Consider the following 24,881-nt stretch of genomic DNA (forward strand, 5'->3'; position numbering starts at 1 on the left):
GTTTCTCCCCACTGTTGTCAAAGTACTGCCCAGGAGTGCGGTACGAATACCTCCTCAAATACTGCAACTGCGTATCTGTCAGTCATGGAGCTGACGTAGTCGCAGACTATTCTCTCCCCGGTAGCCTCTCCCCTGTCTTTCATATTTTGTAGATACTTAGGTAAAAGATCCTGATGATCAATATAATACTGATAGAGGAATTTGATCATGTCCTCTACCTTACCTTCCTGCCCCTTGGCTATCGGGTTGGTATAAACCCTGTCAAACATGAATCTGCGGAGCTTGTGGAAAGCATCATATACCTCATCAGACATCCTGATGTCGTCTTTATCCATACTTGTAGCTATTATGTCGTGGATGAAGGTATCCAGCCATTCTCCGTTGGTATGGCCGATCACTTTTGCCAGATCCTCCGGAACATCCTTCTCGGTGATGATACCTCCTCTTATAGCATCGTCCATATCGTGATGCATATAAGCGATCTTGTCAGAAAGACGGACCACCTTGCCCTCAAGTGTTCCCGGAGTAAGATCCATCTCATGATTCACGATACCGTCCCTGACTTCCCAGGTAAGATTGAGTCCCTTGCCATAGTTCTCAAGCTTCTCAACTATGCGAAGGCTCTGTTCATTGTGCTTAAACCCTTCGGGACTCACAGCATTAAGAGCCCTCTCGCCCGCATGGCCGAAAGGTGTATGACCGAGGTCGTGCCCCAGGGCTATAGCCTCTGCCAGGTCCTCATTGAGCATAAGCGCCTTGGCAATGGTCCTTGCATTCTGAGATACCTCAAGGGTGTGGGTCATTCTGGTCCTGTAGTGATCCCCATCAGGCGACAAAAAGACCTGGGTCTTGTCCTTGAGCCTTCTGAATGACTTGGAATAAAGAATCCTGTCACGGTCTCTTTGGAAGCAAGGCCTGATATCACAATCCTTTTCTTCTTTTTCACGTCCCTTGGAATTCATGCTGAGAGTAGCATGCTTGCTTAAGATTCTAGTCTCTCTGTCTTCAAGTTTTTCGCGAATTTTCAATGTTTTCTTCTTTCTGAGTATTGGATTTATGCGGGCCTGTCAGAAAAAAAGACCCCACATCATAAATATTCGACGTGGGATCTTAAAATCCTTTTTTTCTAAATTAAATTTTTTAAAATTTAGTACATTTACCTGTTCCACTCTCCAAGACGGCTTGTATACTGGTCATTTATCCACTTAACAGCCTCTTCAAGCCCTTCCTGAGAAACTTCAAAGTGCTCGCTGGTCATAAGTGACGGATCCGTCTTGCCGTAAGCATTTGGCTCAGGCCATACGGTTGCCATAAGTGTAGCCGGTCCTCTCTGATCAACGGGAGTAAACTTAACGTTTTCAAGAGGCTCTCTCGCAAGGCGATATCTCATGCCCTTGTGGCTTCCAAAATATGCCTCTCCGTACTCGTAGTGGCTCAGGTTAAAAAATGATGAAACTTCTATTTCCATGTTACATATCTCCAAAATCCCGGCTTACCTGAATTTATTAAAGAAATTTGCCATAGGGCCGACTGTATCCTGGAGGTCCTTTATTGCCTTATTAAGGCCGTCAAAATCAACGTTTGACATGTTGGTGACTGCCTCGGTAAGAGCTTCGGAATTGTCCCCCACAAGCTGGTTAAGATTCTTGCTGGCATCGGTCATCTCAAGGACCATGGTATCAACATTGGCAATCGCCTCTTCTGCATCCTTTGCAACCTTGTTGATATTGCCAAGAGTAGTCGTAACCTGTGGTACCAGGATCATTGCCACCACAAGAACTACAAGGAATGTAGCCACTACCGCCAGAGCCGACAGCCTCTGCCAGAAGAGATGTTTTTTGTCGACCTTTAGCATCTCAGCATTGCCGTTTACAGTAATGTTTGTGTTCTCACCTGTTCCTTCCATAATCCCCTCCTTGTCAAAAGAAATCTACCCTAAGTATACACCTTTTTTGCTCCCTTTTAGTCAAGGGATTTGTGATACTCCTGGAGTGAACTGATATTGCCGGCGCCGTTCTCTTTTACCTGGCGAACGCCCTCTGCAGCGGCCTTAGCAGCAGCAACGGTAGTGATATAAGGAATCCTTGCCTTGATGGCTGCTCTTCTAAGGTATCCGTCGTCGTGCTGAGTGTACTTGCCGATCGGAGAGTTGATTACCAGCTGAACATCGCCGTTCTTGATGATGTCCTCTACGTTTGGTCTTCCGCCCTCGAAGTTCTTGTTTATCCTTGTAGCCTCAATTCCGGCTTCTATGATTGTCTCGTAGGTCTTGCCTGTTGCGTATATCTTAAAGCCTTCCTCTGCAAAGCTCTTTGCAATGCTTGCTGCCTCAGGCTTATCCTCTCTGTTCAGTGAGATAAGTACTGCTCCGCTAAGAGGAAGTGCTCCGCCTGCTGCCTCGTATGCCTTAAAGAAAGCTTCTCCGGGAGTCTTCGCAAGTCCGAGAACTTCTCCGGTTGATCTCATCTCAGGTCCGAGAACAGGGTCAACCTCAGGGAACATATTGAACGGGAATACAGCCTCTTTTACTCCGTAGTATGGAGGCTCATCCTTCTTCTTGCCATCGATAAGTCCCTGAACAGGTGAAGGTCTGCCGGTGAGCTGTGATGTGATGATATCTGTTGCAACAGGAACCATCTTGATTCCGCAAACCTTTGAAACCAGCGGAACTGTACGGGATGCTCTGGGGTTAGCCTCAAGAACATATACAGTGTCATCCTCGATGGCGTACTGCATGTTCATAAGACCTACAACATTCATCTCAACAGCGATCTTTCTTGTGTACTCCTCGATGGTCTTAAGGTTCTTTTCCGAAATGTGCTTGGAAGGTATGATGCAGGCTGAATCACCGGAGTGGATTCCCGCAAGCTCAATGTGCTCCATAACCGCAGGAACAAAGGCTGCCTTGCCATCGCTTATAGCATCTGCCTCGCACTCAAGTGCGTTGTGAAGGAATCTGTCGATAAGGATAGGTCTGTCAGGTGTAACGCCTACAGCGGCTTTCATGTAGCCTTCCATGGAATCCTCATCCCTTACGATCTCCATTCCGCGTCCGCCAAGAACGAAGGAAGGACGAACCATAACAGGATACCCGATCCTTGCTGCTATTGCCTTGGCCTCTTCTACGTTTGAAGCCATTCCCGACTCTGCCATAGGGATTCCAAGCTTGTCCATCATCATGCGGAACTGGTCTCTGTCCTCAGCAAGGTCGATTACTTCAGGTGTTGTTCCGAGGATATTTACGCCCTCTTCCTTGAGCTTGGCTGCAAGGTTAAGAGGTGTCTGTCCGCCGAACTGAGCGATTACGCCAAGAGGCTTTTCCTTGCGATAGATCTGAAGTACATCCTCAAGAGTAAGTGGCTCAAAATAGAGCTTATCTGATGTATCGTAGTCGGTTGATACTGTCTCAGGGTTGCAGTTTACGATGATTGTCTCAAAGCCGAGCTTCTTAAGTGCAAGGCTTGCATGTACGCAGCAGTAGTCAAACTCAATACCCTGACCGATCCTGTTGGGACCTCCGCCCAGGATCATGATCTTCTTATTCTCAGCGCCCTCTGAGAGCTTCATAGGATTCTCAAGTGCGCTTTCTTTCTGATAGGTTGAGTAGTAATAAGCACTTCCGTCGGTGCCGTATACGTGAACGCCATCCCAGTTCTCTGTAAGGCCTGCGCCTTCTCTTCCTGCTCTGATGTCATCCTCGGATACTGAGAGAACCTTAGCCAGGTACTTATCTGAGAAGCCGTCTTCCTTGGCTTTAATAAGGTCTGCGCTTTCCGGAACCTTACCATTATATTTGGTCAAAAGAGCTGTCTCCTCATCAACAAGCTCTTTCATCTGGCTTACGAAGTACTCTTTAACTTTTGTAATGTCGCAGAGTTCCTCTACAGTAACGCCCTTCTTCATAGCTTCATACATAAGGAAGTATCTCTCTGAGGAAGCATCCTTAAGGCGTCTTAAAAGCTCTTTTACCGGCATCTCTTCAAACTTCTCTATGCAGCCAAGACCGAAGCGGTCCTTCTCAAGGGATCTGATGGCCTTCTGGAAGGCTTCCTTGAAGTTCTTGCCAATACTCATTACTTCTCCAACGGCTCTCATCTGGGTTCCCAGCTTGTCCTCTACGCCGTGGAATTTCTCAAATGCCCAGCGGGCGAACTTAACAACAACATAGTCGCCGTTTGGCACGTATTTATCAAGTGTTCCGAACTTGGAATCAGGGAGTTCCGATAATGTAAGTCCTGTTGCGAGCTTGGCTGAAACAAGGGCGATAGGGAAGCCTGTAGCCTTGCTGGCAAGGGCTGATGAACGGGAGGTTCTGGGGTTGATCTCGATAACAACGATTCTTCCGGTCTTGGGATCATGGGCAAACTGTACGTTGGTACCACCGATAACTCCGATGTGTTCTACAATCTTGTAAGCCTGTCTCTGGAGCTCCTTCTGAAGGTCCTCGGAAATTGTGAGCATTGGCGCCGTACAGAAGGAATCACCTGTGTGAACGCCGACAGGATCTACGTTTTCAATAAAACATACCGTGATCATGTTGTTATCTTTGTCGCGGACAACCTCAAGCTCAAGTTCCTCCCAGCCAAGGATTGATTCCTCAACAAGAACCTGATGGATGATGGATGCCTGAAGGCCACGTGAGCAGACTGTCTGAAGCTCTTCTTTATTATAGACAAGTCCGCCGCCTGCTCCGCCCATGGTATACGCAGGACGAAGTACAACCGGATATCCAAGCTCATCGGCTTCTGCGAGAGCTTCTTCTATGCTATAGCATGCCTTGGATCTTGCCATCTCAATACCAAGCATGTCCATTGTCTTTTTAAATTCTGTTCTGTCTTCGCCACGCTCAATAGCGTCAACCTGAACACCTATAACTTTTACGTTGAATTTGTCGAGAATACCGGCCTTATATAACTCAGAACATAGATTAAGGCCTGACTGACCACCAAGATTAGGTAGAAGAGCATCCGGCCTTTCTTTTTCAATAACTGCAGCAACACGGTCCACATTAAGAGGCTCAATATAAGTCTTATCAGCCATCTCCGGATCCGTCATGATAGTTGCGGGATTTGAATTAACGAGGACTATTTCGTACCCCAGGCTCCTAAGTGCCTTGCATGCCTGCGTTCCGGAATAGTCAAACTCACACGCCTGTCCAATAACAATCGGTCCCGAGCCGATTATCAGTACTTTGTGTATATCAGTTCTCTGTGCCATGATCTTCCTCCCCTATTCGATTTCATTCTTATACATTCTATATTCCAAAGGGGGTTTGCACAAGATGTAAATTTATGTTTTTTTAAGGGGGAGAGGACTCTCCCCCTTTGAAACGAAAAACCCCCGATGCCACAGGCATCGGGGGTGCTTCGTTTCAAATGCGGAAGAAGGGACTTGAACCCTCATGTTGTTGCCAACACATGGACCTGAACCATGCGCGTCTGCCATTCCGCCACTTCCGCAAGCGACAAAAATAATGATACCCATTTTAAAGCTTTATGTCAAGAGTCTCTCATTCTTGAGCTTTTTGTCGGCATACATGGCATCATCGGCCTCAATTATCAGCTTCTCAATTTTGATGTTGTCATCAATAATCGTAGATGCGCTGCCTACGCTGGCGGTTATTGCATACTCCTTTTTCGAAATGTCTTTTCTCTGTGCAAGGAAGCTTGCGATGCGACTTCTGAAGGTGTCCGCCGATAAATTGACAGGCATCTCGGATATCATTGCGCACGCAAATTCATCGCCGCCAAAGCGCGCACTGATTCCATTGCGCGAAGCTATGTGCTGCACAGCCTCTGCGATGCATTGTATCGCAAAGTCACCCTCTGCATGACCGTAGTAATCGTTGATGTGCTTAAGCCCATCCATATCAACGGAAAAGATTGTGAGGAACTTGCCCTGGTTGTACGGCATATTAGTGAGCATATCAAGCTCGCCAAAGAACCCTCGCCTGTTAAAGATTCCGGTCAGATAATCCCTGACGGAAACCTTCTCAATCTCTTTATGCATACGGATGAGGTTTCTGTTTACATCCACAACATTAATAGCTGTCGAGAGGAGCATTCCGAATTCTTCGCACCTTCTCACTGCCCTGTCATTTACATTTTCCATTCCTTCAACCAGATAGCCAAAGATCCTGCCACCGGAATGAAGGAGTTTTACAAACATTATGCTGATATTGCTCTTTGCTGCGATGGTATCAAAATCAGGAAACAGAATATCCTCGCTAAAAGTATCCCCTATTCCTGATGAGTCGCCGTCCATAAAGCTAAAGAACGTCGTGTATTTTCCCTTTCCAAAGACGCAGTTCTCTTCGCGAAGAAGGTCGGAGTTAAGCGCAACGAACTGAAAATCTCTTTTCCAGAGCCAGAGCGTCTCCTGCGTAACTCTTGAAAGGTCCGTGAGCGTCTCAAGCATCGCTGCCTGTGCGAACAGGCTATTTATATTGGTTACAGCCCAGTTGACATCATCGTAGTACTCAGAAAGCGAACTGACATCGTCAATAGAAAGAGTATCCTCTGACCTGTTGCAGCCACAGGATCCTCTGAGCCTCAGGTTAAAGCCAACCTTTTCATCAGCCCTAGCCAAAGGTTTTCCTTCATTATTCATTATCATCTCGACTATCTGTCTTGCTTCGCTCTGATAGTCAGGCTCAACCGTGGAAATAGACGGAGATTTGAAAAGACATTTTCTCTCCCCGTCAAAGCCTGTAACGATCACATCCTCCGGAATCCTGTATCCGGCTTTTTGAAGCTCATCACTTACTGCAACGGCCATATTGTCATTGGCGCATACAATTGCCTCAGGGAGATTACCTTCCTTTATAAGCTCTTTTGTTACTTCTCTTGCAGGCTTATCCCAGAACTGTCCATAGCCAATTCTCTTTTCATTGATGGTAATTCCGTTCTCTGTAAGGACCTGCTTGTAAGCCTCTATTCTCTCCTCAGAAAAATGATCGCCCTCAATTCCAGCCATCATGTAGATATCTCTGCAACCATGAACCTGTACAACGTGCCTTACCATCTCTGCAAAGCCGTTTTTATAATTCATGGAAATATTCATGCAGTCAGGAAGCGTGCGCTCCATTGCAATGAAAGGGATCTTTTTCCTGGCTGCAAGCCTCTTGAAGGCATCTATAAGATAGTCATTCTTTATAAACTCAAGCTGTACGATGATTGCTTTAAGGTCAAGAAAACCAGCCATCTGAGTAAGTTTCATCTCGCAGTTGTTTCTGTCCTGATCACTGAATGTGGTCTCAGAAAAACCGAAGACGATCATCAGATAGCCGTGCTTTCTGCATTCTTCTTCCATTGAACGGATAAAGTAGCAGTTCTTTTCTTCATCGATCATTCCGCCCATAAAGGCGATAAGCTTTTTGGAATTTTCCATAATTTACCGCTTGATGAGTCATTGGGGACGTTTCAGTTTGACTCATCTGTTGCTTGTCCTTCTGTCTATACCGCTTGTTGCATAATACCTGGCCTTAGCCCGGTACATCTCATCATCAGCCTTCTTCTCAAGCCCTACAATATCAAGGCTCTCGTTATCTGCATGTGTTGCATATCCAATGGATATAGAAAGCTTTTCCGAATACTGTCCGGACCACTTATCAACATAGCTTTCAATATCTCTTTTAACTGCTTCAGGATCCCCGGTATGCAGGATTGCTGCAAATTCGTCACCACCTATTCGGTAAACCTTGCCCTTACTTGCAATCCCCAGTAAAAGACATTCCGCAGCCCCCTTAAGGAGCTCATCGCCACCGGCATGTCCCATGGTGTCGTTTACTCTCTTCAGGCCGTTAACGTCCGCTGATAAAATGACAAAGTCTTTATCAAGACCGTTTTTCTCGCACTCGTCAAGGTCCTCTTCATAGCTTCGGCGATTGAAGAGCCTTGTCAGTTCATCCGTCATAGCAATTCTGACAAGACGTTCTTCACGCTGTCTCTCGTCATCAACATTTCTTGTAGTGAATACAACCTGCGTCGGCATGCCTTCATCGTCAACTTCCACCGGGATGTACTGGGCTCTGAACCATCCGTCTACCACATCAATGAAATCTTCACTGAGAAGTCTTTTTCCAACAAGTCTTTCTCTGACGGTACTGATATCCGTAAAAGCTATGAAGTCATCGAGCTGATCAGGCATGACCTTCTCTCTTATCTTCGTGCTCATAACAGTATGTTTATGAACGCTAAGGTCGAGATTGTATTTGACGTGATCCTTGTCTCTTACCGACATCTCAGTATTCTCGATAAAATCAATAAGATTTACCTTATCGTAAATATCAGCTATAGACTGAAGGATGTTCATCTTGTCCTGTATTTCAGAGTTCTTGGACTTTTCAAGCTTGATAGTAGCTTCAGAGGTATTTCTCAAGGAATGAAAGCGCATTCCCATTCCGATGGCTGAAACCAGAACCAGTATTGAATAGTTTATGGTATTGATCCCGGTACCTCCGTCTGCCTTGAGAATGACAGAATAAAGGACAACATAGGTATAGAGAGTCATCAAGGTGCTTGTCCAGGGTTTCAGGACTATAAAACATACCAGCATCACTTCACAGGCGTAGAAAGTGAGTATCTGCTCGCCGCGCTCATACCTGCGATACGACCCCCACATAGACCACAAAGACATTAGTATATAGTAGATAATCTGCATAAGCTCAACCTTTAAATGATCGAGCTCATCTTTTGAAAGCATATATCTTGTGACAAAAAATACGCTTAAGCATGTGATGATACAGAACATAACGCTCCCGATACTAAGCCACTCTTGGTGCCCAAAGCTCTTTCTGGACAGCACAAAGAGAAGCAGCGTCAAGGTTTCAAAAACGGCCACTACAAGTGATACGTTTTTAATATTCCTTGTGCAGGTCTGATCCATCAGTTCTCTGACGTCTTTATCAATCGTGGGAAAGAAATAGTTTTTAATCGCCTTTATCATAGCGTCACCTGTTCGTATTCTATCTCACTTTATATGATATCATCAATATATTATACATTTATAAACGTTTAATAAGCAAACTGTAAAAAATCACCCTTTCAGGCTCAAGGCCCAAAAGGGTGGTATCCGGATTCTTTTCTTTCACGCTTATTTTCATACATGAGCTTATCCGCTCGCCTCATAACATCGGTAACTGTACTGTCCCTCTCCGGATCATAAACAGCAAAACCCTTTGATATACATACGTAATCCCATGGTTCCACGGCTGCTGATGCATTGGTAGTCTCTGAAGCAATGTCAAACTGCTTACTAAGCGTATCCAGGTTAAGATAATCATCCTTCCTCAGAATTACAGCGAATTCATCTCCACCTATTCTGAACACGGGACTGTGCTTGAAAACATTACTTATGGTATTGCAGGCTGCTTTAAGATATGCATCTCCCTTATCATGTCCGTACTTGTCATTGATTATCTTAAGGCTGTCACAGTCAAAAGCGCCGATTGCAAACTCCGGCTTTACTGCTCCGCCATCTATCTGGTCCTGTAGCTCTTTTGCCATCTTCTCGAAGGCACCCTTGTTCTTGACATGTGTAAGTGCATCAACAAATACCTGCTCATTCAGATCGCTGATGTGAGCCTCCATGTTGTCCGAGAGCTTTTTAAAAGACCTTGTAAGTCTGCCAAGCTCATCGTCTGCGTCATAGGTAAGATCTGAGTCGTAGTTTCCCTTCTCTATCCGCTCGGTTGCCTCAGTCAGCTCCTCAAGGGGCTTTGTTATGCGCCTGGTATATACCATAAGAAACAGGCTTGATATTAGCAGCACTAATATAGCTCCCAAAGAGATGTTCTGAATAAGACCTATCCATTCTCCCTTCGTCTCCGATTCAGGGACGGAAACAATAAGACGCATGCCATTGCTTAAAGGAACCCAGGCTGCCTCTTTTTCCTCGCCGTTATATTTATATCGCACAAAAGAGCTATCGCCTGACATATCAAAGGGTATCTCATACTTGGTCGCTCCGGCTGAATCTGTAACATTTATGCGTGGATGGTAAAAGAGCTTGCCGTCTGCGCCACAAAGATATGCGTATCCGTTATCGTAAAACTGTATGCTGTCGACTTCCTCAGCCATCGTTGTGTAGTCAACTTCTATGCCGACAACACCGATAAACTCTCCCTTATAATAAACCGGGGCATCGTAGGAAATAACGCGTACATCCAGATTGTCAGTTATGTACGGTGGAAGCCAGATGGATTTTCCTTCATGCTTGGGGACAGTAAACCACACCAGCTTCGACGTATCATTCACATCATACTGGGTGATATCGGTAACTTCGTGCTCTTCAAAGCCGTCGCCTGTAAGATTGATGTACCAGAAGCCCTTCTCTTTGGTGGAGATGGGCGGATCGATACGATAGTAATATGTAAGAACTCCTTTTGTCTCGGACGCCATCATTCCAAAATAATCTCTGGCACGCTCCATGTGCTCGCTTAACTCTTCATCACTCGTGCCTTCCAGATCCTCTTCCACAAAGGCAGCTACACTTTCAACCGAATTCTGAACACTGTCGAAATAATAATCAAGGCTCTTTTCCCCGTTCTTGCACAGCATAAGAAGGAGCTGATCAGTCTTGCGACTCTCAGTCCTTCTTATGAAGATTGCACTCAGGAGCGTGGTGAAAAGCAGAGCCACAAATATCACGCAGAGCATTGTAACTGTAATTCTTGTTCTAAGCGAACGCATCAATCTATCTCCTCAGGTATATCCTGCTCAGAATAGCCGAACATGTATAATATACTAGATTAATTGTACATCACACAAACGGTTTTGCGTTCATTTTAGAAAAATATAACATTTGTGAGTCACCGGGGACGTTTCACTTTGACTCATTTTGAGTCACCGGGGACGTTTCACTTTGACTCATTTTTACAGTTTCTTTACCGGTACAAGTTCTATGTAGCCGCGCTCTCCAATAGGCTCAAGCTGAATTCTTGGATTCATATCGTCCCACTCATATCCGATGAACTCCGGATTATATTTCTTCTCTGCGTCCCATATTTCGCCAATTGCCTCTACGTAATTATCGGGATCAAACGGTTCACCTCTAAACAGAAGGTATGTGGATGCCGGTAAATCAATAGTTTCAAACCCTTCGGGAATTACGCCGGAGTAATCAGGCTCTACTTCTACTCCCTGGACATATTCGTTCGTTACCGGCTTTCTTAAATGTTTTGGCAACCACAAGCATACCGGTTCTCCACTGATAGACTTAATGCTTGTTAAAAGGCCCCAAACATCGCAGCCTACTTCCTCGCAATACGACCAGTATTCATCGGCCTTTATTCCGCGCTTGATAATTACTTTTCTAGCAGGCTTTTCAATCACCTGAATAAAGACATTTCTTGTTTCACTCATAGTATCTTTCTTCCTTTCTTTAACTTCTACAAGGTAAGGAGTGAATAGCCAGATCGGTACAGGACTGTTCGAATACTCTTTTGGATTACAGCCAAACTCACGTCTGAAAGCACGCTGATATCCATCCACACTTCCAAAGCCCATTTCCATTGCCACATCCAGAATCTGACAATTCTCATCGCGCAGCTTAAGCGCTGACTTCGACAGTTTAAGGCGCCTTATATAAACCGCCGGTGTCATTCCCAGATGCTTTATGAAGATTTTTCTGGCATATGATGCTGAATACGAGATCTCTTTTGCAATAGTATCAATTGAAATATCTTCATTGATATGGTCTTTGATGTAATCCTGCATCATGCGTACAACTTGTAATTGATGATCCATCGGCTTAACTCCTTGTGAATTAAGAATAGCTAAGAAGCCTGCCATAATTCTCGACTATTTTTACCCTTTTGAGTCACTGGGGACGTTTCACTTTGACTCATTTTGAGACACCGGGGACGTTTCACTTTGTCTCATTTTGAGTCAACGGGGACGTTTCACTTTGACTCATCCACATTCACTTAGCTCTCTGTATAGTACTACGATTTATACCCGTAAGCCTTTCAATCTGCCGAATTGACAATCCCCGTTCCTTAAGCCTGCTAAGAGCATTATCTCTATCTATCCTACAATATTTCTGTAAAACTGTCCCCGAAGAAATACTCAGGCACTTTTTCAATTCCTCTTTTGCCCACTCATCATCATGTTTGGCCTTAACATAATCCAAGCACTGCTCATCACTTTCACATGCGACAAATTCCCGGTAGTGTTCATAATCACCCAGCATTAACTTTATCAGGGACAAATCTATAAACTCCGGCGGATCGTTATACAAGCTGTAACTGCTCCATCGGTACTCTGAACTCTTGCATATTTTCGCTCTCTCAGGGTTTTGAAGAATATATCGAAACACTGCAAGAAAATACTTTTCCGATTCAATTTTCTCACTTAAGTACCTATTTTGAAAAAGGTGCCCTACTCGATCATACTTTTTATTGTAGTATTCCGAATAACTTACCCCCATCTTTTTCATTAAAAGAATTGTTGATGATGATTCACCATGAACCAATAAGTGAACGTGATTATCCATGAGACAATACGCACAGATTTTCACTTCTGTCTCAAGGCAAAAACGTTCAAGTCTGTTTAAAAAGTGTTTGAAGTCCTGCCTGTCTTCAAATAGTATTTGTTTTCCAATTCCGCGCACAACAATATGCATGTACCCGGATTCACTCATGCTCCGCGCACGACGTGCCATAGTACTCCTCCTGTAACTAAATATATTTATTAGGGAAATCAATCAGATGTATTTCTGATTGTTGTCCTGATATAGGACTGATTTTTGATAAAAGAGATTCTATCATCCAAAGAATTTGTTGTAAAGCCCAAAACAAAAATGAGTCAAAGTGAAACGTCCCCAATGACTCAAAATGAGTCAAACTGAAACGTCCCCAATGACTCCCCGGTGACTCAAAATGAGTCAAACTGAAACGTCCCCGGTGACTCACCTGTGGAAAAGAAAAAGGACCAACTCTTTCGAGTTGATCCTCTTTTTCAGTGCGGAAGATGGGACTTGAACTAATTTCCACATCCGCAAATACTGATAAAAAGGAGGTTTGCGGCATCAGCATTTTTCAAGTCTCACCTTTGGTCTCACCTAAAATCATTATGAAAATAATACTTTCAATTATCATCTGAAATTGCTTGAGCTAATTAAGTAATCAAGACATCCTTTTATCTTCATCGAACTTGCTCAATATAATTTTTTATAATTCATAAACATTCTTTTAAACCACTCACCTTTATACAACTTTATAAAAAATTATTTGGTACTAAACAATACTATAATTCAAGGAAAGGAGATTTTATGGAGGCAAAACTTTTCACGGTTGAACAATTAGCCACAGCATTAAGCATTGGCAAAAACTCAGCATACTCTTTGATCCGTTCAGGAAAGATTCCTGCGAAGAAGCTCGGAAGGAAATACTATGTAAAGAAGGAAAATATTGACAAATTTCTAGCAGAATATTTTGCAGAAACTTAATTGTATTACATTTGGCGTTACTTGCTATATCTATTAATCTACATAATTATTCTCATAGAATACATATACACACATAAACGTATATGAAATATACTTCTTTAAAATCATCAATAAATATAAAAGTACTAACATACCCGGAGGAAATATATGAAAACAATACAGGTTTCTATACGAATACCTTTACAACTAAAGCAAATAATCGATGAAGAATCAAAGACGAACAATAGGACAACAACCCAAATTATCATTCGCCACCTTCAAGATTATTATCAGAAAGATTCAAATAATGAAGCTTGTCTTGATCACCTACAGAAAGAGACACTTACAGAAGTTTATTTTAACTTATGTAAGATTGCGTCAAAGCTTGATCTATATAAGAGCTCACAAGCTAAAAAGATTCGAAAGAGTGCAAAAAAAATATGGGCCTTATTGTAAAATTTGCAGAACCTCAAAATAAGAACTATTCAAAGAACAATTACTCTAACCATGATGCAATAAAAAAGACCGTAAATTATATTTTTGAAGGCGCAAAAAAGCTTCCAAAAAAGGAGCGCATTTATGGAGTCATTGGATCAGCTTATACAGATGCAAGTATGGTGGAGAAGGATTTCAAAAAAATAAAAGCGTTATATTTTTCAGAAGGTAGTCTAGTAAAGCACATCGTTGTTTCAATGGATGACAGTTCTCAGTGCAGTAGAAAGCTACTTGAGAAATATATCGCAAAACTATGCGATTTCTTTTCAGAAAAACACCAAGTTGCATACGCTCTTCACAAGTATGATTCTGGTAATTACCACGTTCATTTGATAATTAATACAACAGGGATAAACGGAAAGAGGCTTCATATCTCTGGAAAGGATTGGGCTCTTTTCAAAAAACAAGCAGAGAAATATTGGAAAAAGTACAGCCGCTATTATACATATGAGGAATATTCATAAGACATAAATGGCACACAATACCCATTAGTAATTGTTGTTGCTGGGGTGCAGAATTGCTCAAAACATTTATGATAGAAACTGTACTACATCTTGTATTTCATCCTAAAAGGAAAATATGAAATAAAAGTCAATTATTACCTCATATAAATGACCACTATAGAAAAAAACGTCTTCCTCATAGGAGAGTTTGTCGCCCCGGAATGCATATAATGATATAGTCTTTACCGGGGCATCTCCTTGAGTTCTCCATTCTTCATAATCTGAGGATGAAACAAATACTTATCGCTTCATTTTACTTTTTTCCCTTACCAGCGTTGCTTTGCTTATTCCCGTCATCTCAGCAACCTGTGAATAACTATAATTGCTCAGAAGCTGAATCGCATGATCTATTTGCTTGGAAGTATACTTCTTAGGACGACCTTCATGAAAGCCAGGATTTTTCCTTGCAATAGCTCTGCCTTCCTGGGTCCTTTCAACGATCATGTCCCTTTCAAATTCAGCAAAAGCAAACATGATTGTACAAATAAGTTTGCCTGTTGGAGTATTGTCCATCTTTCCCATATTCAAGACATTTACAGATATCCCTTTATCAATTAAGCCTTTAATAAGCCGAGATCCTTCTGAAGCACTCCTTGCTATTCTATCGAGCTTTGTAACCGTTAAGGTATCTCCAGCTTCTATAACACTCAAAAGCTTATCAAACTCAGGTCTATTCGTAGTGGTACCAGTAAAAGCATCCTTAAATATCTTCGTTGCGCCAGCCTCTATCAAGGATAATTCTTGTGACTCAAGACTATTACCATCTTTAGCCTGAGTCTTTGTACTTACTCTTGCATATCCATATATCATTATCATCACGCTCCTTACACAAAACAGGCTCAAGCTACGTCCCAATTATGAGGACATATTTTGAGCCTGTTCAAACTTAGATTATTATGCATACTGTTTAGGAACTCATAACTTAAAAGTTTTGAATACGTAGAAGATATACACCCTACTACATATAGAACACTTCTCCTCTAGCCTTGAACGGGAGCCTGCACCCAATAGGCATGATAAATGCGTGTTCTCTCTTGATATCAAGATGCTGATCAATCTCTCCATCTGTGAGAATGAGAATCGGGCCATCCTTTGGAAAGTCCTTTGCGTTCTGAAGCATATCAACCGCAGGCTGAAGCCTGGTGCCGCCTCTTCCAATAACCTTTACTCTTCCGGCAATGTCTTCCGGTGTCATGTATCCTGCATCATAGGCGTTCGCATCGCAGAATATTACTCTTGCCGCAGGTACATCTCTTGCTGCAGAATAGCTTGCCACCGCTCCGAGGGCCTTACCGATATCTGAAGGTGCCATAGAACCTGAAGTATCTATGATGACTCCAAAAGTTCTTGAGGATTCCTTACTCTCTGTGACAACGTATCTTGCTCTTGGGATATCAGGTGTGCAGCTCTGTCTTCTACTTGGATGCGCATAACTTCTGTGCTTCTCAAGTGGTCTGATATGTGCATTGAACCATTCTGAAAGCTTTACATCCCAGGGCACCGGCGGTACAGCAAGGGCTCTGATCTCCTCAACAAGTCCTGCTGGGATGAAACCTCTGCCACGTCTGCCTGTCTCATATTCAAGGCCCTGAGTAAGTGAATTCCTGTAAAATTCATCGAGAGATACACCTCTTCCCGAGCCGTCAAACATACTTGGAGCTCTTCTGCCCATGATGTCACCCTGGCCATTGCCTCTGAAGGTGTTCATCTTCATGTAAGTCCTCATATCCTGGCAGATCATATCGTAGATCTCTTCAGCAGACTTATTCTTAAGTGCAGGATCATACAGTACACCCTCAGGCATAACGCCTATCTGCATCTCAAAAAGCCATCCATTAATTACATAGTCGGTAGCAATATTCCAAAGATATGGATCCCTACCTGCAGACCTTCTGTGATGGAGAAGTGCTGCATGAAGGAATTCATGCGCCATTACAAATCTCCACTCTTCCTCTGACATATTCTTGGAAGTGTTGATATAGATGATTCCTTCATAGGCATCCACAGCAGCTATGCTGATGTCGTACTTTCTGCACTCTTCAATGTCATCAACAACCTTGAATGATGCTGCAATAGCTCCAAGAAGCGGGAATGCATTTATAAACCAGCTGGCTATTCTTCTTCCAAATGAGTTCTCTTCCTCATGGTCAGAAACATAGTCGATTGCGTTTGATACGGATTTTGCAAGATAGTATGCAAAATCGCTGGCAAACTCATTCTTTTCCTGTCTGCCCCATCTATCGATACCATACTCAATTGGCTTATCGAGGCCAATCATATCCATAGAATCAATATTCCCAACTCCGTAGGCATTATTATTTTCATCCCAGTGTTCCCTTACAAGATAGTCGTATATCTTGTATTCATCCTCCATGATGCTGAAAGGGATAGTGCCTACCGGGGATTGATTAAGCGGTTCTCCGAGCTTAATGTCATGAAGGAATCTGTCTACGTAGATATCGCAGGCAATATTCCAAAGCTTAGGATTAAAACTGGCTTTCTTAATCTTCTTTCCTGAGGCATCCTCCACCATATATCCCGGTACCTTATCAAGGTCATAGTGTCCAAAGCAGTTGTGAAGAATGCAGTGAGCTATAGCAAAAGCCCACTGCTTTGGTGCAAGGCTAACCTGCTTATTTACAAGGATTGTTCCATCTGACTTTGAACATGCAGGTGTCTTTTTGCCTATTTCACCCCTTTCGGCTATTTTTAGGTAATAACGAGCAAAATGGCTGAATACGTCATGTTCATATACAAGATCCATTCCCTTTCTAAGCTGAACATAGTTTGGATCTTCTCTTTCCTTATGCTGTTTTCCCATCCTTTTTCTTCTCCTGTGCTACAAGCCTGGGAAGATCTCTTACAATCTCAATCATGAACCACTCAGGAAGTACCTTGCCGTCATCAGCAGATACTACCATCTGTGCAAGCTCGTAATTGAGCTGTGCAAGTTCCTTTAAAAGAGACTTTGCCCTGTGCGCAAAGTACTGGTTCTTCTTGTCAATCTCAGCCTTCTTCTGAGGAAGGTCATGGAGAAGTCTTGCTCTGAAAGACTGCGCGAGGAAGTAGAGAACATCCCTGTCCTCAGGCTTCTCTGGCCATCTTGCGTCTCCCTTGATGATGTCTTCAAGAAGGTACTTATTATCAAGCTGCTTTACGAATGCTGCAAACATACCAGCATGACTGGCTGTTATGCTGCCATAAGCAAGCATTCTGATTGTCTCAATCGGGATTTCTTTTTCCCCAGCTCCAAATTCCTTAAGTGCATCACTCAGCATATGCCATGATCTTGGTGTAGAAAATGGCTCTTCTGTCTTTGGAGGCTCTGAGAAAAGGTGATCCGGTCTTTGGCTGATATAATCAGTTACCCAGCTGTGGATTCCATTTCCGTAGGCCCATGTGAGCCAGCTCTTTACATCAGGCTTAAGCTGAACATGAAACATTCTGTTAATTAGTGCGCTGGACATTGTCTTAACTATTGCTGCATCCTGTGTTCGATTTCCTGCGCCAATTACAATACTGCCCTCAGGAAGATGGTATTCACCAATCCTCCTCTCATAGATAAGGCTGTAAAAGGCCTTCTGTACCTCCTGTGAGCAGGCATTAAGTTCATCTAGGAAAAGGACGTATGGCTCTTTTCTTGCGATCATCTTAGGTGGCAGAAATTCGGATGTATCTCCCTTTATCTGAGGAATTCCGATGATATCCTCAGGTGCCAGCTGGCTTCCCAAAAGGGAAACACACTCAAGCCCTACTTCTATGGCAAATTTTTCTACCAGGGCTGATTTTCCTACTCCAGGTGCTCCCCAGATAAAAACAGGTCTTGCAGGAGCTATATTTAGTAATATGTCCAGAAGCTCTTCCTGATTTACTGTTACTGGTAAATTCATAAATCTTCGTTCTCCTCTTTCTCTTTTACGAAGGTGAGTTTAAAGCTCTCTCCTTCATAGATGCGTATCGGGTTCCCACGTACTATCTGTGCGTGTTTACTCCATGCATCGTTCTTTTGTTTATCTTTACTATTTGCATTTGTCTGTTTAAGAACAGCGGAAAGCTTTTTAAGTGCATCCTGCTTATTCATAAACTGGCTTCTCTCCTTGGTAGAGGACACTGTAATACCTGTAGGGATATGGATAATCCTTACCCCGGACTCTGTTTTATTTACATGCTGACCACCAGGTCCTCCACTATGAAACTTTTCAATCCTTATGTTGCTTTCACTTATGCTCTCATCCACTTCTAAAGGCTCATCGATAATGCTTACATCCACAAACCAGTTCTTTCTCTTGTGTCCTGGTCTGTAGCTGCTTTTACTAATCCATTCCATGGTGCCTGCAAGGTCTGAAAGGTCCCTTTCCGCAGTAAATATTATTGATGAATAAGCACCTTCAACCTCTCCCTTAACGGATGTAATCACCTCAAAATCAGGGTTCTCTTGCTTTAGCCTTCTAAAAATTCCTCCTACGGCAGCCCTGCACTCAACAGGCCCCATTCCAGAGCTAATCTGTAAAATCATTTTTCGCTCCCTCCTTTGTAGTTATAGATAGGCTTTAGTACCTTGGTGATCTTTACTGTTTCTGCGATAGCCCCTGTGATGTATGAAGCGTCCCTATAAGCGGATGGAGCTTCATCAAGAGTTCCCTTTCCAATACAGCTGGAGTAAATGCCCTTCATTGAAGTCTTGAACTCTGAAACAGTATGAGAAGACAAAACCTTTTCTCTTGAAGCAATCCTACCTGCTCCGTGAGGAGCTGACATGTTCCAATCAGGATTCCCAAGACCTTTTCCCAAAATTACTCCATCCCGCATGTTTATAGGAATAATGACCGCTTCATCCTTCCCTGCTGAAATTGCTCCTTTTCGTAGGATTGGTTCTTGCCCTCTATAATCAATATAGTTGTGTACACAGGAAAAAAATTCCTCATGCTTCCATTTCATACCCTTAACAATCTCACTAACAATGATCCTGCGGTTTAGTGCAGCGTATTCCTGCGCAATCTTTACATCATGTAGATAATCCGAAAGGAGCTCATCCGTGAGATATGTAAGCTCATAAGGAACATCATCTTTTCCAGACTTCTTCAGAAACTTATGACCCTTGTCCAGATAGTATTCAGCCACCTCTTTCCCAAGATGACGACTGCCACTGTGGACGATTAGGTATCCCTCGCCTTCGTCATCTACATCAATCTCGATGAAATGATTACCACCACCGAGAGTTCCGAGACTAAACATTGCCTTGTCATACCTGATGTGCTCTGCACAGATGAGACCCATAAGGTCAAAGTCGGAAGCAATACTATGAACAGTCTTTCTAATGCTAAATCCCACTGGCACATTCTCTCTGATGATAGAATCAAGCTTCTGAAAATCCTTTCTAACCTTCCCAATCTTGACCATGCTCATTCCACATGCCAAATCAATCCCTAGAAGAGATGGCATGACAGCATCTTTTACTGTCATGGTGAGGCCTATAGGGCCCACTTTTCCCGGATGGACATCCGGCATGATTCTAATATTGCTGCCCTTAGCAGCCTCAGTGTCACATATCATCTGTACCTGGGCGATGGCATACTGATCCACATTTCCATCAGTCACATCCCCAACGCACATGATAAGGGCATCTGAGTATTTTCCTTTTACTGGTATCAAAATAAAACCTCTTTCTTCTTTACCAGAGGCTTACATTTGTCCTACCTTGCTTTTGGCCCGGAAATACAATCTGATCGATTGATCAGAATAAAAGACGGCGGACAATCATGCCTCTGTCATTTATGTTGTTAATAGTTACGTTATTTATCAGATGTTTCATGATTGTCCTCCTTTCTAATTTGAGTAAATTGCTGTTCATGGTTATTTCTACAGTTTCCTATTCTCTGTATAAATAACTCCATGAATATATTCTACAGATTTTCAATTATCATGCAAGCATTAGTTAATTGGAATATATTTCCTTTTGATCGTTCTTAATAATGCTGAATACTCTTCAGTACTACAATTCCTCCGCGAAACACTGATTCGGAATTCAATGTTTCATCATATTTCGTGACCTTAAGTACTTGTCCACTTGGTTTCTATCAAAATCCAAGTCAATAAAATGTTCCATCTCATCATATGTAGCATCATCAAAGAAGCAATCATAAATTCTTTGAGCTTTACTTCTGTCACCTGATATATATCTTTTTAACTTTGAGAACAGAGTTTCATCCCCACCATATTCCCCATCAAAGGTTTTTGCATAATATAGTGGAGAAAGCTTCGGAAAATAATGATATCCTACCATGCCATGTTTAACTGCTCCACAATCCCATTTACCTTCTTCATCAACTGAAAGAGCTTGAACACAACAGCAATCAGAATTATCGCCAATGCTGGTTATCAACATGTGTTGGATTGGCCCGAAAGGATAACCATTTATTTCAACAAAATCTCCCGGCAAAAATGGAACAGGCAGATCTATGTTTTCCATCCCATAGTACAGCATAACTGAATCAAGATGATTGTCATAATAATGATCATCCAAGTCTATATACCATAATTCCCCTTGGACAATTAAATAATGACATGCATTCTTCATTCTTCCATTTTTTGCTTTATTCCATTTTGTTATTTCATACCAGACAGGATCATCATCAGAGTATTCTTCTATTTTGTGATACTCATTGACAACTGATAAAGCAGCATCATATGTTGTGCAAACAGTCTCAAAATCAATTATTGTATCCTTATCGTCAGGACTATATCTACCTAATTCTACAGTGAATACCCCCTCCCCTTCTCTTTCCTTTTCTGAATCTTCTATATTTCTTAAATACAACTTGCTTTCTGATTTAAGATCATCATCATGCTCTTTTTCAGCAATATCATAAAGGTATTGTAATGCCTTCTTTTTCTTTTCAATTGTAGTAGGAGAAAAATAGACAAGATGAACGATTTGCCAGTATATTAGTCTAACATTCTTAAGATACTGTCGCATTTCTTCAGAAGGCATAAATTCATCAATTAAATCTGGATAACACCTTTTACATATCATTCAATTCCTCCGATAATAATCCACATTTCAGATAATGTAATGTATATATAGCAATCTCCAAATAATCCAAGCGTACTTATCACTCATTTCCTTTGACGGTAGATAAAGAATCTTTTTACATGCCTCAATGAACCAATGTGGAACATTATGCTCTTCTAATTCCTGATAATCCTTATCTGATAACTTATAAGCTGCTCCTTTTCTTATAATCTCCGAATAATACATCGCCCTTTCTTTAGAAATCCCATATGAAACAAGATGATTCAATACATCCTCACGAAAACAAATGATATCACTTTGGGATATTTGCCCTGTTTTCAACAGTAACTCCATGTTATTTTTCCAAACATTAGTCCCATGTACCAATCCACATAGTCTACAGAGATCATAATAACTTTTCAATCCGACACTCTCAACAATGTTCCTTATAAGGCAAGAATCATTTTTGATACTAAAAATTCTTATCAACTGTTCATATTTATCATTTTTTAAACATTGTAAAAGGGCTTCATTCTCTTTAATATTGTCCTCTAACTTGAAAACTATATTATCCATATATGCGTTCAGAACCGATGTGGTCTGAATTGCATCCATGTTCGTTGTCGCTAGAATTAACGTTTTCATGTTTGAGAAAATCTCATGCTTAATTCTATCCCTGTTGTCACTATTCAATTCATAGTATTCTTGTAAAGAAATCATAATGATAATCCTTTCATTACCAGCCATGCAAGGAAAAGCTACTTGTTACTTGCTTTTCACCATTTTGCTCACATAAAAATAGAACTCTTTCATCGCAAATGCTTATGCCAATTTAACTATGTATCTCGCCACCATCAGCATTTACTAGCTTTCCAACATCTATAAATGCAGCTTGTAGCATCAATCTTGCTCTTAGTTCTTCTACTCCACCTATACTGTCTACGTTTTCAAGTTCTTTAGCGCTTAGAATTTGAGCAAAGTCTGCTTTTCCTCTTACGACAGCCTTATCACTAATCCCTGCAAATTTGAGCAATTTACTTGGCAATAACATAATCCCTTCATTGTCAATCCATGTATCAACCGCATCTGATATAAAGATTTGTTCCAGAGTCTCCATCTCAGTTGTATCCATAGGGATAGAATGAATCATGTCCACCAACTGACTATACTCATCAGTAGTCATCATAAAAAGGCATTTTCCAAACCCTTTGGTTACCACAAACGTATTACCAGGTTTTAATAATCGATCCCAGATTATCTGTGTTTCAATTATTCCATTATTTGAACATAAGCTAAGCCCATGTTGATGAGTTGTGTTTTCCTTCATAAGATATACATCCTTTCCCCAAAATCATCTCATCATGCCTTGTATAAGCGTTATAATATTTTTTCAATGTCCATAAAAAGCTCCATCCTCCAACACAGCACTCTTCCATTCAATTCACAATAATCCTATTTTAGAGAATTAAAATCATTTTTTAATCCATCTCGCTCAATCATCTGCTTCATAACTGAAATATCGCTGAGTATGTCAATGTCATCAGATCCTTTTATATTATCTGCCACACGAGAAAGTGCTTGATTTATTTCCTCCATAGTAGACACGATTTCTCTTTTAACATTATTCTCGTCATTTCTACGTTGTTCATAAACAGAATATTTCTGAACCAACTTACTTATTGTTGGGTAATAATAACTAGTGAGCTTATTGAGTCTACTACTTGCTTCCGGAAACAACTTGATCTCACTGCATATTTCATTAACAACTTTCTGGCAATCCACTATTAGCCTAACCATTTCCTGATCATTTATTCTTTTCTTCTCCTGTTCTAACTCATCGGAAAAAGTCTTCGAGAGTCTAATGAATTCTCTTGAGCCATCCGGCAAAGCTGCTATTGTCTCATTTTCTCTTCTCATTGATTCCTGTAATTCATGTTTAAGCCTTTTTTCTTCATTTTTTGCTTCACGTGCAAGAAGCCTGACCTTTTTCTTTTCTACAAAACCATTTCGAATTCTTTGAAATAAAGGAACTAACACTCGCCTAACAAACATATATATAGCAATACCTATTGCAGACACGCATACTATCCCTATTGTAGGTTTTCTATAAAAGATCAATCCCAGTATTATCGCAGCAACTATAAGAATAGGTACTATGTTATCACGAATCCATTCAAGCAAACATCCCAATATTCCAAGTATTACCACAATAACAATTATTGTAATTATGCTCATATACTTAACCCCTGCAATTATAAAAGCACATCGTATAGATACAACTCATACAATCATCAACTCAACCAAATAAGGCGCTTCTAAACCCAGAATTTAGAAGCACCTTATGCATCTTCATGTAATACAGAATCAATTATATAAATATGAAATCAACGCATTAAATGAATACACCACACATACTATAGCAGCTGCAACAATCACACCAATTACAATAATTCCTATTACTCGATGTTTCTGCAGTAAACCGTATATCTTCGAGAAAAGTTTTGCTTTATTTGCCATGGAAATAATCATAATTGCCTCATCCAACATAGGTACTGGATCAGGAAGAAACATATTGACGGCAAATAAAATCAGTTGTAACGGAAGCGGTAAGGCCGAAAATATAATAATAATCAGTATTACAATAATAACAACCATTCATCGCCTCATTAGCAACAAAACTTTATTGAATAACTCCACACTCATGTAAAAGATGACGTATAGCTAAACCAATGAACCACTATGTATTTCTATGGTTTGGGCTCAAACAAGCACAATGCTATTTCATTTCCCACCTAGGTTTATGTTTCCCGTCCGGGCTACTAGGGCATTTTCCAGATATTGCTGGAGGAGTACTGCTTGGTGCACCACCTCCAGGTCCAGGCCCATAATTCGAACCACCGCTTTTACCACACCACATGCAAACATTTCCATATCTAATTCCCATAACTAAACCTCCTTTGATAAGTAACAGCAGTTTTATTTACTGATTAAACAAGCCATTCTCTATATCGATAAGTATAATTCGTTTTAAAGATTATATCTATAAAGTTTCTATTATATCTCTATAAAAATAATCTTATCTATAAAGCCATGCTAACTTATCTATATAGAGGTAAATACACATGAATGTAGGACAACGAATTCGTCATTTTCGCACACTGAAAGGGTATTCCATCAATAAACTAGCCAATTTATCTGGTATTTCTCAAAGTTATCTACGTGCAGTAGAATTTGAAGAAAAGAATCCAACCATTCAGTTGTTAACACTATTATGTGAACAATTAGAGGTATCACTAAAAGATTTTTTTGATGAAGAGAAAGATTTTTCTTTTTCATCAGATCCCATACACGAAAGAATATATAAACTAACGCCGACACAGCGAAAGGCATTGACTGATTTTTTAGATACAATAATAGAAACAAATAAAGAGAAGTAGGCAGAG

23 protein-coding genes and 1 tRNA gene are annotated in these 24,881 nt (G+C 41.5%); 3 read left to right on the forward strand and 21 right to left on the reverse strand.

Features of this window, described 5'->3' with window-relative positions; translation table 11 throughout:
- Positions 1-17 precede the first annotated feature (17 nt).
- The 10 genes from G633_RS0114875 to G633_RS0114920 form a co-directional block, all read right to left on the reverse strand.
- Positions 18-1,028: a deoxyguanosinetriphosphate triphosphohydrolase gene (locus tag G633_RS0114875; protein ID WP_026520398.1), complete on the reverse strand. Its 1,011-nt coding sequence runs from the start codon at positions 1,026-1,028 to the stop codon at positions 18-20.
- 128 nt (positions 1,029-1,156) lie between these two features.
- Positions 1,157-1,468: a hypothetical protein gene (locus tag G633_RS0114880; RefSeq protein WP_026520399.1), complete on the reverse strand. Its 312-nt coding sequence runs from the start codon at positions 1,466-1,468 to the stop codon at positions 1,157-1,159.
- Positions 1,469-1,492: 24 nt separating this feature from the next.
- The gene (locus G633_RS0114885) at positions 1,493-1,906 is read right to left on the reverse strand and encodes a hypothetical protein (protein ID WP_026520400.1); all 414 of its coding nucleotides are present in this window, start codon (positions 1,904-1,906) and stop codon (positions 1,493-1,495) included.
- 56 nt (positions 1,907-1,962) lie between these two features.
- A complete protein-coding gene (gene carB, locus G633_RS0114890; protein WP_026520401.1) occupies positions 1,963-5,217 on the reverse strand; it encodes a carbamoyl-phosphate synthase large subunit in 3,255 nt (1,084 codons plus the stop codon).
- Between the two features lie 159 nt (positions 5,218-5,376).
- Positions 5,377-5,459: transfer RNA gene (locus G633_RS0114895), tRNA-Leu, on the reverse strand.
- Between the two features lie 34 nt (positions 5,460-5,493).
- A complete protein-coding gene (locus tag G633_RS0114900) occupies positions 5,494-7,389 on the reverse strand; it encodes a diguanylate cyclase (protein ID WP_026520402.1) in 1,896 nt (631 codons plus the stop codon).
- 42 nt (positions 7,390-7,431) lie between these two features.
- The gene (locus G633_RS19530; RefSeq protein WP_026520403.1) at positions 7,432-8,946 is read right to left on the reverse strand and encodes a GGDEF domain-containing protein; all 1,515 of its coding nucleotides are present in this window, start codon (positions 8,944-8,946) and stop codon (positions 7,432-7,434) included.
- A 104-nt stretch (positions 8,947-9,050) separates the two neighbouring features.
- A complete protein-coding gene (locus tag G633_RS0114910) occupies positions 9,051-10,691 on the reverse strand; it encodes a sensor domain-containing diguanylate cyclase (protein ID WP_026520404.1) in 1,641 nt (546 codons plus the stop codon).
- 183 nt (positions 10,692-10,874) lie between these two features.
- Positions 10,875-11,747 carry an AraC family transcriptional regulator gene (locus G633_RS0114915; RefSeq protein WP_022767477.1) on the reverse strand — a complete coding sequence of 291 codons (873 nt, stop codon included), beginning with the start codon at positions 11,745-11,747 and terminating at the stop codon, positions 10,875-10,877.
- Positions 11,748-11,922: 175 nt separating this feature from the next.
- Positions 11,923-12,663 carry a transposase gene (locus G633_RS0114920; RefSeq protein WP_026520405.1) on the reverse strand — a complete coding sequence of 247 codons (741 nt, stop codon included), beginning with the start codon at positions 12,661-12,663 and terminating at the stop codon, positions 11,923-11,925.
- 609 nt (positions 12,664-13,272) lie between these two features.
- Between G633_RS0114920 and G633_RS19825 the strand changes: the two genes are divergently transcribed.
- Both G633_RS19825 and G633_RS0114940 read left to right on the forward strand, forming a co-directional pair.
- Complete coding sequence (locus tag G633_RS19825) at positions 13,273-13,449, forward strand: helix-turn-helix domain-containing protein (RefSeq protein ID WP_081664817.1); 177 nt, start codon at positions 13,273-13,275, stop codon at positions 13,447-13,449.
- A gap of 419 nt (positions 13,450-13,868) precedes the next feature.
- Positions 13,869-14,387 (forward strand): relaxase/mobilization nuclease domain-containing protein, encoded by a 519-nt coding sequence (locus tag G633_RS0114940; protein WP_026520408.1) that lies wholly within the window; start codon positions 13,869-13,871, stop codon positions 14,385-14,387.
- Between the two features lie 279 nt (positions 14,388-14,666).
- Here the strand turns inward: G633_RS0114940 and G633_RS0114945 are convergent, their stop codons facing one another.
- The 11 genes from G633_RS0114945 to G633_RS20005 form a co-directional block, all read right to left on the reverse strand.
- Positions 14,667-15,236, reverse strand: coding sequence for a recombinase family protein (locus G633_RS0114945; RefSeq protein ID WP_035771664.1), 570 nt, complete (start codon positions 15,234-15,236; stop codon positions 14,667-14,669).
- A gap of 148 nt (positions 15,237-15,384) precedes the next feature.
- A complete protein-coding gene (locus G633_RS0114950) occupies positions 15,385-17,247 on the reverse strand; it encodes a vWA domain-containing protein (RefSeq protein WP_026520410.1) in 1,863 nt (620 codons plus the stop codon).
- Complete coding sequence (locus G633_RS0114955) at positions 17,231-18,316, reverse strand: AAA family ATPase (RefSeq protein WP_026520411.1); 1,086 nt, start codon at positions 18,314-18,316, stop codon at positions 17,231-17,233. The genes G633_RS0114950 and G633_RS0114955 overlap by 17 nt, the downstream gene beginning before the upstream one ends.
- Positions 18,313-18,942, reverse strand: a complete 630-nt coding sequence (gene prfH / locus G633_RS0114960) for a peptide chain release factor H (protein WP_026520412.1) — start codon at positions 18,940-18,942, stop codon at positions 18,313-18,315. Before prfH ends, G633_RS0114955 begins: the two co-directional genes overlap by 4 nt.
- Positions 18,939-20,039, reverse strand: a complete 1,101-nt coding sequence (locus G633_RS0114965; protein WP_035771717.1) for an RNA-splicing ligase RtcB — start codon at positions 20,037-20,039, stop codon at positions 18,939-18,941. Before G633_RS0114965 ends, prfH begins: the two co-directional genes overlap by 4 nt.
- 412 nt (positions 20,040-20,451) lie before the next feature.
- Positions 20,452-21,459: a hypothetical protein gene (locus tag G633_RS0114970; protein ID WP_026520414.1), complete on the reverse strand. Its 1,008-nt coding sequence runs from the start codon at positions 21,457-21,459 to the stop codon at positions 20,452-20,454.
- 27 nt (positions 21,460-21,486) lie between these two features.
- Positions 21,487-22,185 carry a hypothetical protein gene (locus G633_RS0114975; RefSeq protein ID WP_026520415.1) on the reverse strand — a complete coding sequence of 233 codons (699 nt, stop codon included), beginning with the start codon at positions 22,183-22,185 and terminating at the stop codon, positions 21,487-21,489.
- 85 nt (positions 22,186-22,270) lie between these two features.
- Positions 22,271-22,765, reverse strand: coding sequence for a division/cell wall cluster transcriptional repressor MraZ (locus G633_RS0114980; protein WP_026520416.1), 495 nt, complete (start codon positions 22,763-22,765; stop codon positions 22,271-22,273).
- A gap of 125 nt (positions 22,766-22,890) precedes the next feature.
- Positions 22,891-23,673, reverse strand: a complete 783-nt coding sequence (locus G633_RS0114985; RefSeq protein WP_026520417.1) for a hypothetical protein — start codon at positions 23,671-23,673, stop codon at positions 22,891-22,893.
- 129 nt (positions 23,674-23,802) lie between these two features.
- Positions 23,803-24,093 (reverse strand): hypothetical protein, encoded by a 291-nt coding sequence (locus tag G633_RS0114990; protein WP_026520418.1) that lies wholly within the window; start codon positions 24,091-24,093, stop codon positions 23,803-23,805.
- 126 nt (positions 24,094-24,219) lie between these two features.
- Positions 24,220-24,369 carry a hypothetical protein gene (locus G633_RS20005; protein ID WP_155834977.1) on the reverse strand — a complete coding sequence of 50 codons (150 nt, stop codon included), beginning with the start codon at positions 24,367-24,369 and terminating at the stop codon, positions 24,220-24,222.
- 191 nt (positions 24,370-24,560) lie between these two features.
- Between G633_RS20005 and G633_RS18695 the strand changes: the two genes are divergently transcribed.
- Complete coding sequence (locus G633_RS18695; protein ID WP_051200278.1) at positions 24,561-24,875, forward strand: helix-turn-helix domain-containing protein; 315 nt, start codon at positions 24,561-24,563, stop codon at positions 24,873-24,875.
- Positions 24,876-24,881 lie beyond the last annotated feature (6 nt).

Source organism: Butyrivibrio sp. FCS006 (assembly GCF_000424525.1).
Lineage (GTDB): Bacteria > Bacillota > Clostridia > Lachnospirales > Lachnospiraceae > Butyrivibrio.

What these genes read in the sequence shown, in the direction of transcription:
- G633_RS0114880 (WP_026520399.1), bottom strand. Translation starts at nt 1,468, where the DNA reads ATGGAAATAGAAGTTTCATCATTTTTTAACCTGAGCCACTACGAGTAC.
- G633_RS0114885 (WP_026520400.1), bottom strand. Translation starts at nt 1,906, where the DNA reads ATGGAAGGAACAGGTGAGAACACAAACATTACTGTAAACGGCAATGCT.
- carB (WP_026520401.1), bottom strand. Translation starts at nt 5,217, where the DNA reads ATGGCACAGAGAACTGATATACACAAAGTACTGATAATCGGCTCGGGA.
- G633_RS0114900 (WP_026520402.1), bottom strand. Translation starts at nt 7,389, where the DNA reads ATGGAAAATTCCAAAAAGCTTATCGCCTTTATGGGCGGAATGATCGAT.
- G633_RS19530 (WP_026520403.1), bottom strand. Translation starts at nt 8,946, where the DNA reads ATGATAAAGGCGATTAAAAACTATTTCTTTCCCACGATTGATAAAGAC.
- G633_RS0114910 (WP_026520404.1), bottom strand. Translation starts at nt 10,691, where the DNA reads ATGCGTTCGCTTAGAACAAGAATTACAGTTACAATGCTCTGCGTGATA.
- G633_RS0114915 (WP_022767477.1), bottom strand. Translation starts at nt 11,747, where the DNA reads ATGGATCATCAATTACAAGTTGTACGCATGATGCAGGATTACATCAAA.
- G633_RS0114920 (WP_026520405.1), bottom strand. Translation starts at nt 12,663, where the DNA reads ATGGCACGTCGTGCGCGGAGCATGAGTGAATCCGGGTACATGCATATT.
- G633_RS19825 (WP_081664817.1), top strand. Translation starts at nt 13,273, where the DNA reads ATGGAGGCAAAACTTTTCACGGTTGAACAATTAGCCACAGCATTAAGC.
- G633_RS0114940 (WP_026520408.1), top strand. Translation starts at nt 13,869, where the DNA reads ATGGGCCTTATTGTAAAATTTGCAGAACCTCAAAATAAGAACTATTCA.
- G633_RS0114945 (WP_035771664.1), bottom strand. Translation starts at nt 15,236, where the DNA reads ATGATATATGGATATGCAAGAGTAAGTACAAAGACTCAGGCTAAAGAT.
- G633_RS0114950 (WP_026520410.1), bottom strand. Translation starts at nt 17,247, where the DNA reads ATGGGAAAACAGCATAAGGAAAGAGAAGATCCAAACTATGTTCAGCTT.
- G633_RS0114955 (WP_026520411.1), bottom strand. Translation starts at nt 18,316, where the DNA reads ATGAATTTACCAGTAACAGTAAATCAGGAAGAGCTTCTGGACATATTA.
- prfH (WP_026520412.1), bottom strand. Translation starts at nt 18,942, where the DNA reads ATGATTTTACAGATTAGCTCTGGAATGGGGCCTGTTGAGTGCAGGGCT.
- G633_RS0114965 (WP_035771717.1), bottom strand. Translation starts at nt 20,039, where the DNA reads ATGTGCGTTGGGGATGTGACTGATGGAAATGTGGATCAGTATGCCATC.
- G633_RS0114970 (WP_026520414.1), bottom strand. Translation starts at nt 21,459, where the DNA reads ATGATATGTAAAAGGTGTTATCCAGATTTAATTGATGAATTTATGCCT.
- G633_RS0114975 (WP_026520415.1), bottom strand. Translation starts at nt 22,185, where the DNA reads ATGGCTGGTAATGAAAGGATTATCATTATGATTTCTTTACAAGAATAC.
- G633_RS0114980 (WP_026520416.1), bottom strand. Translation starts at nt 22,765, where the DNA reads ATGAAGGAAAACACAACTCATCAACATGGGCTTAGCTTATGTTCAAAT.
- G633_RS0114985 (WP_026520417.1), bottom strand. Translation starts at nt 23,673, where the DNA reads ATGAGCATAATTACAATAATTGTTATTGTGGTAATACTTGGAATATTG.
- G633_RS0114990 (WP_026520418.1), bottom strand. Translation starts at nt 24,093, where the DNA reads ATGGTTGTTATTATTGTAATACTGATTATTATTATATTTTCGGCCTTA.
- G633_RS20005 (WP_155834977.1), bottom strand. Translation starts at nt 24,369, where the DNA reads ATGGAAATGTTTGCATGTGGTGTGGTAAAAGCGGTGGTTCGAATTATG.
- G633_RS18695 (WP_051200278.1), top strand. Translation starts at nt 24,561, where the DNA reads ATGAATGTAGGACAACGAATTCGTCATTTTCGCACACTGAAAGGGTAT.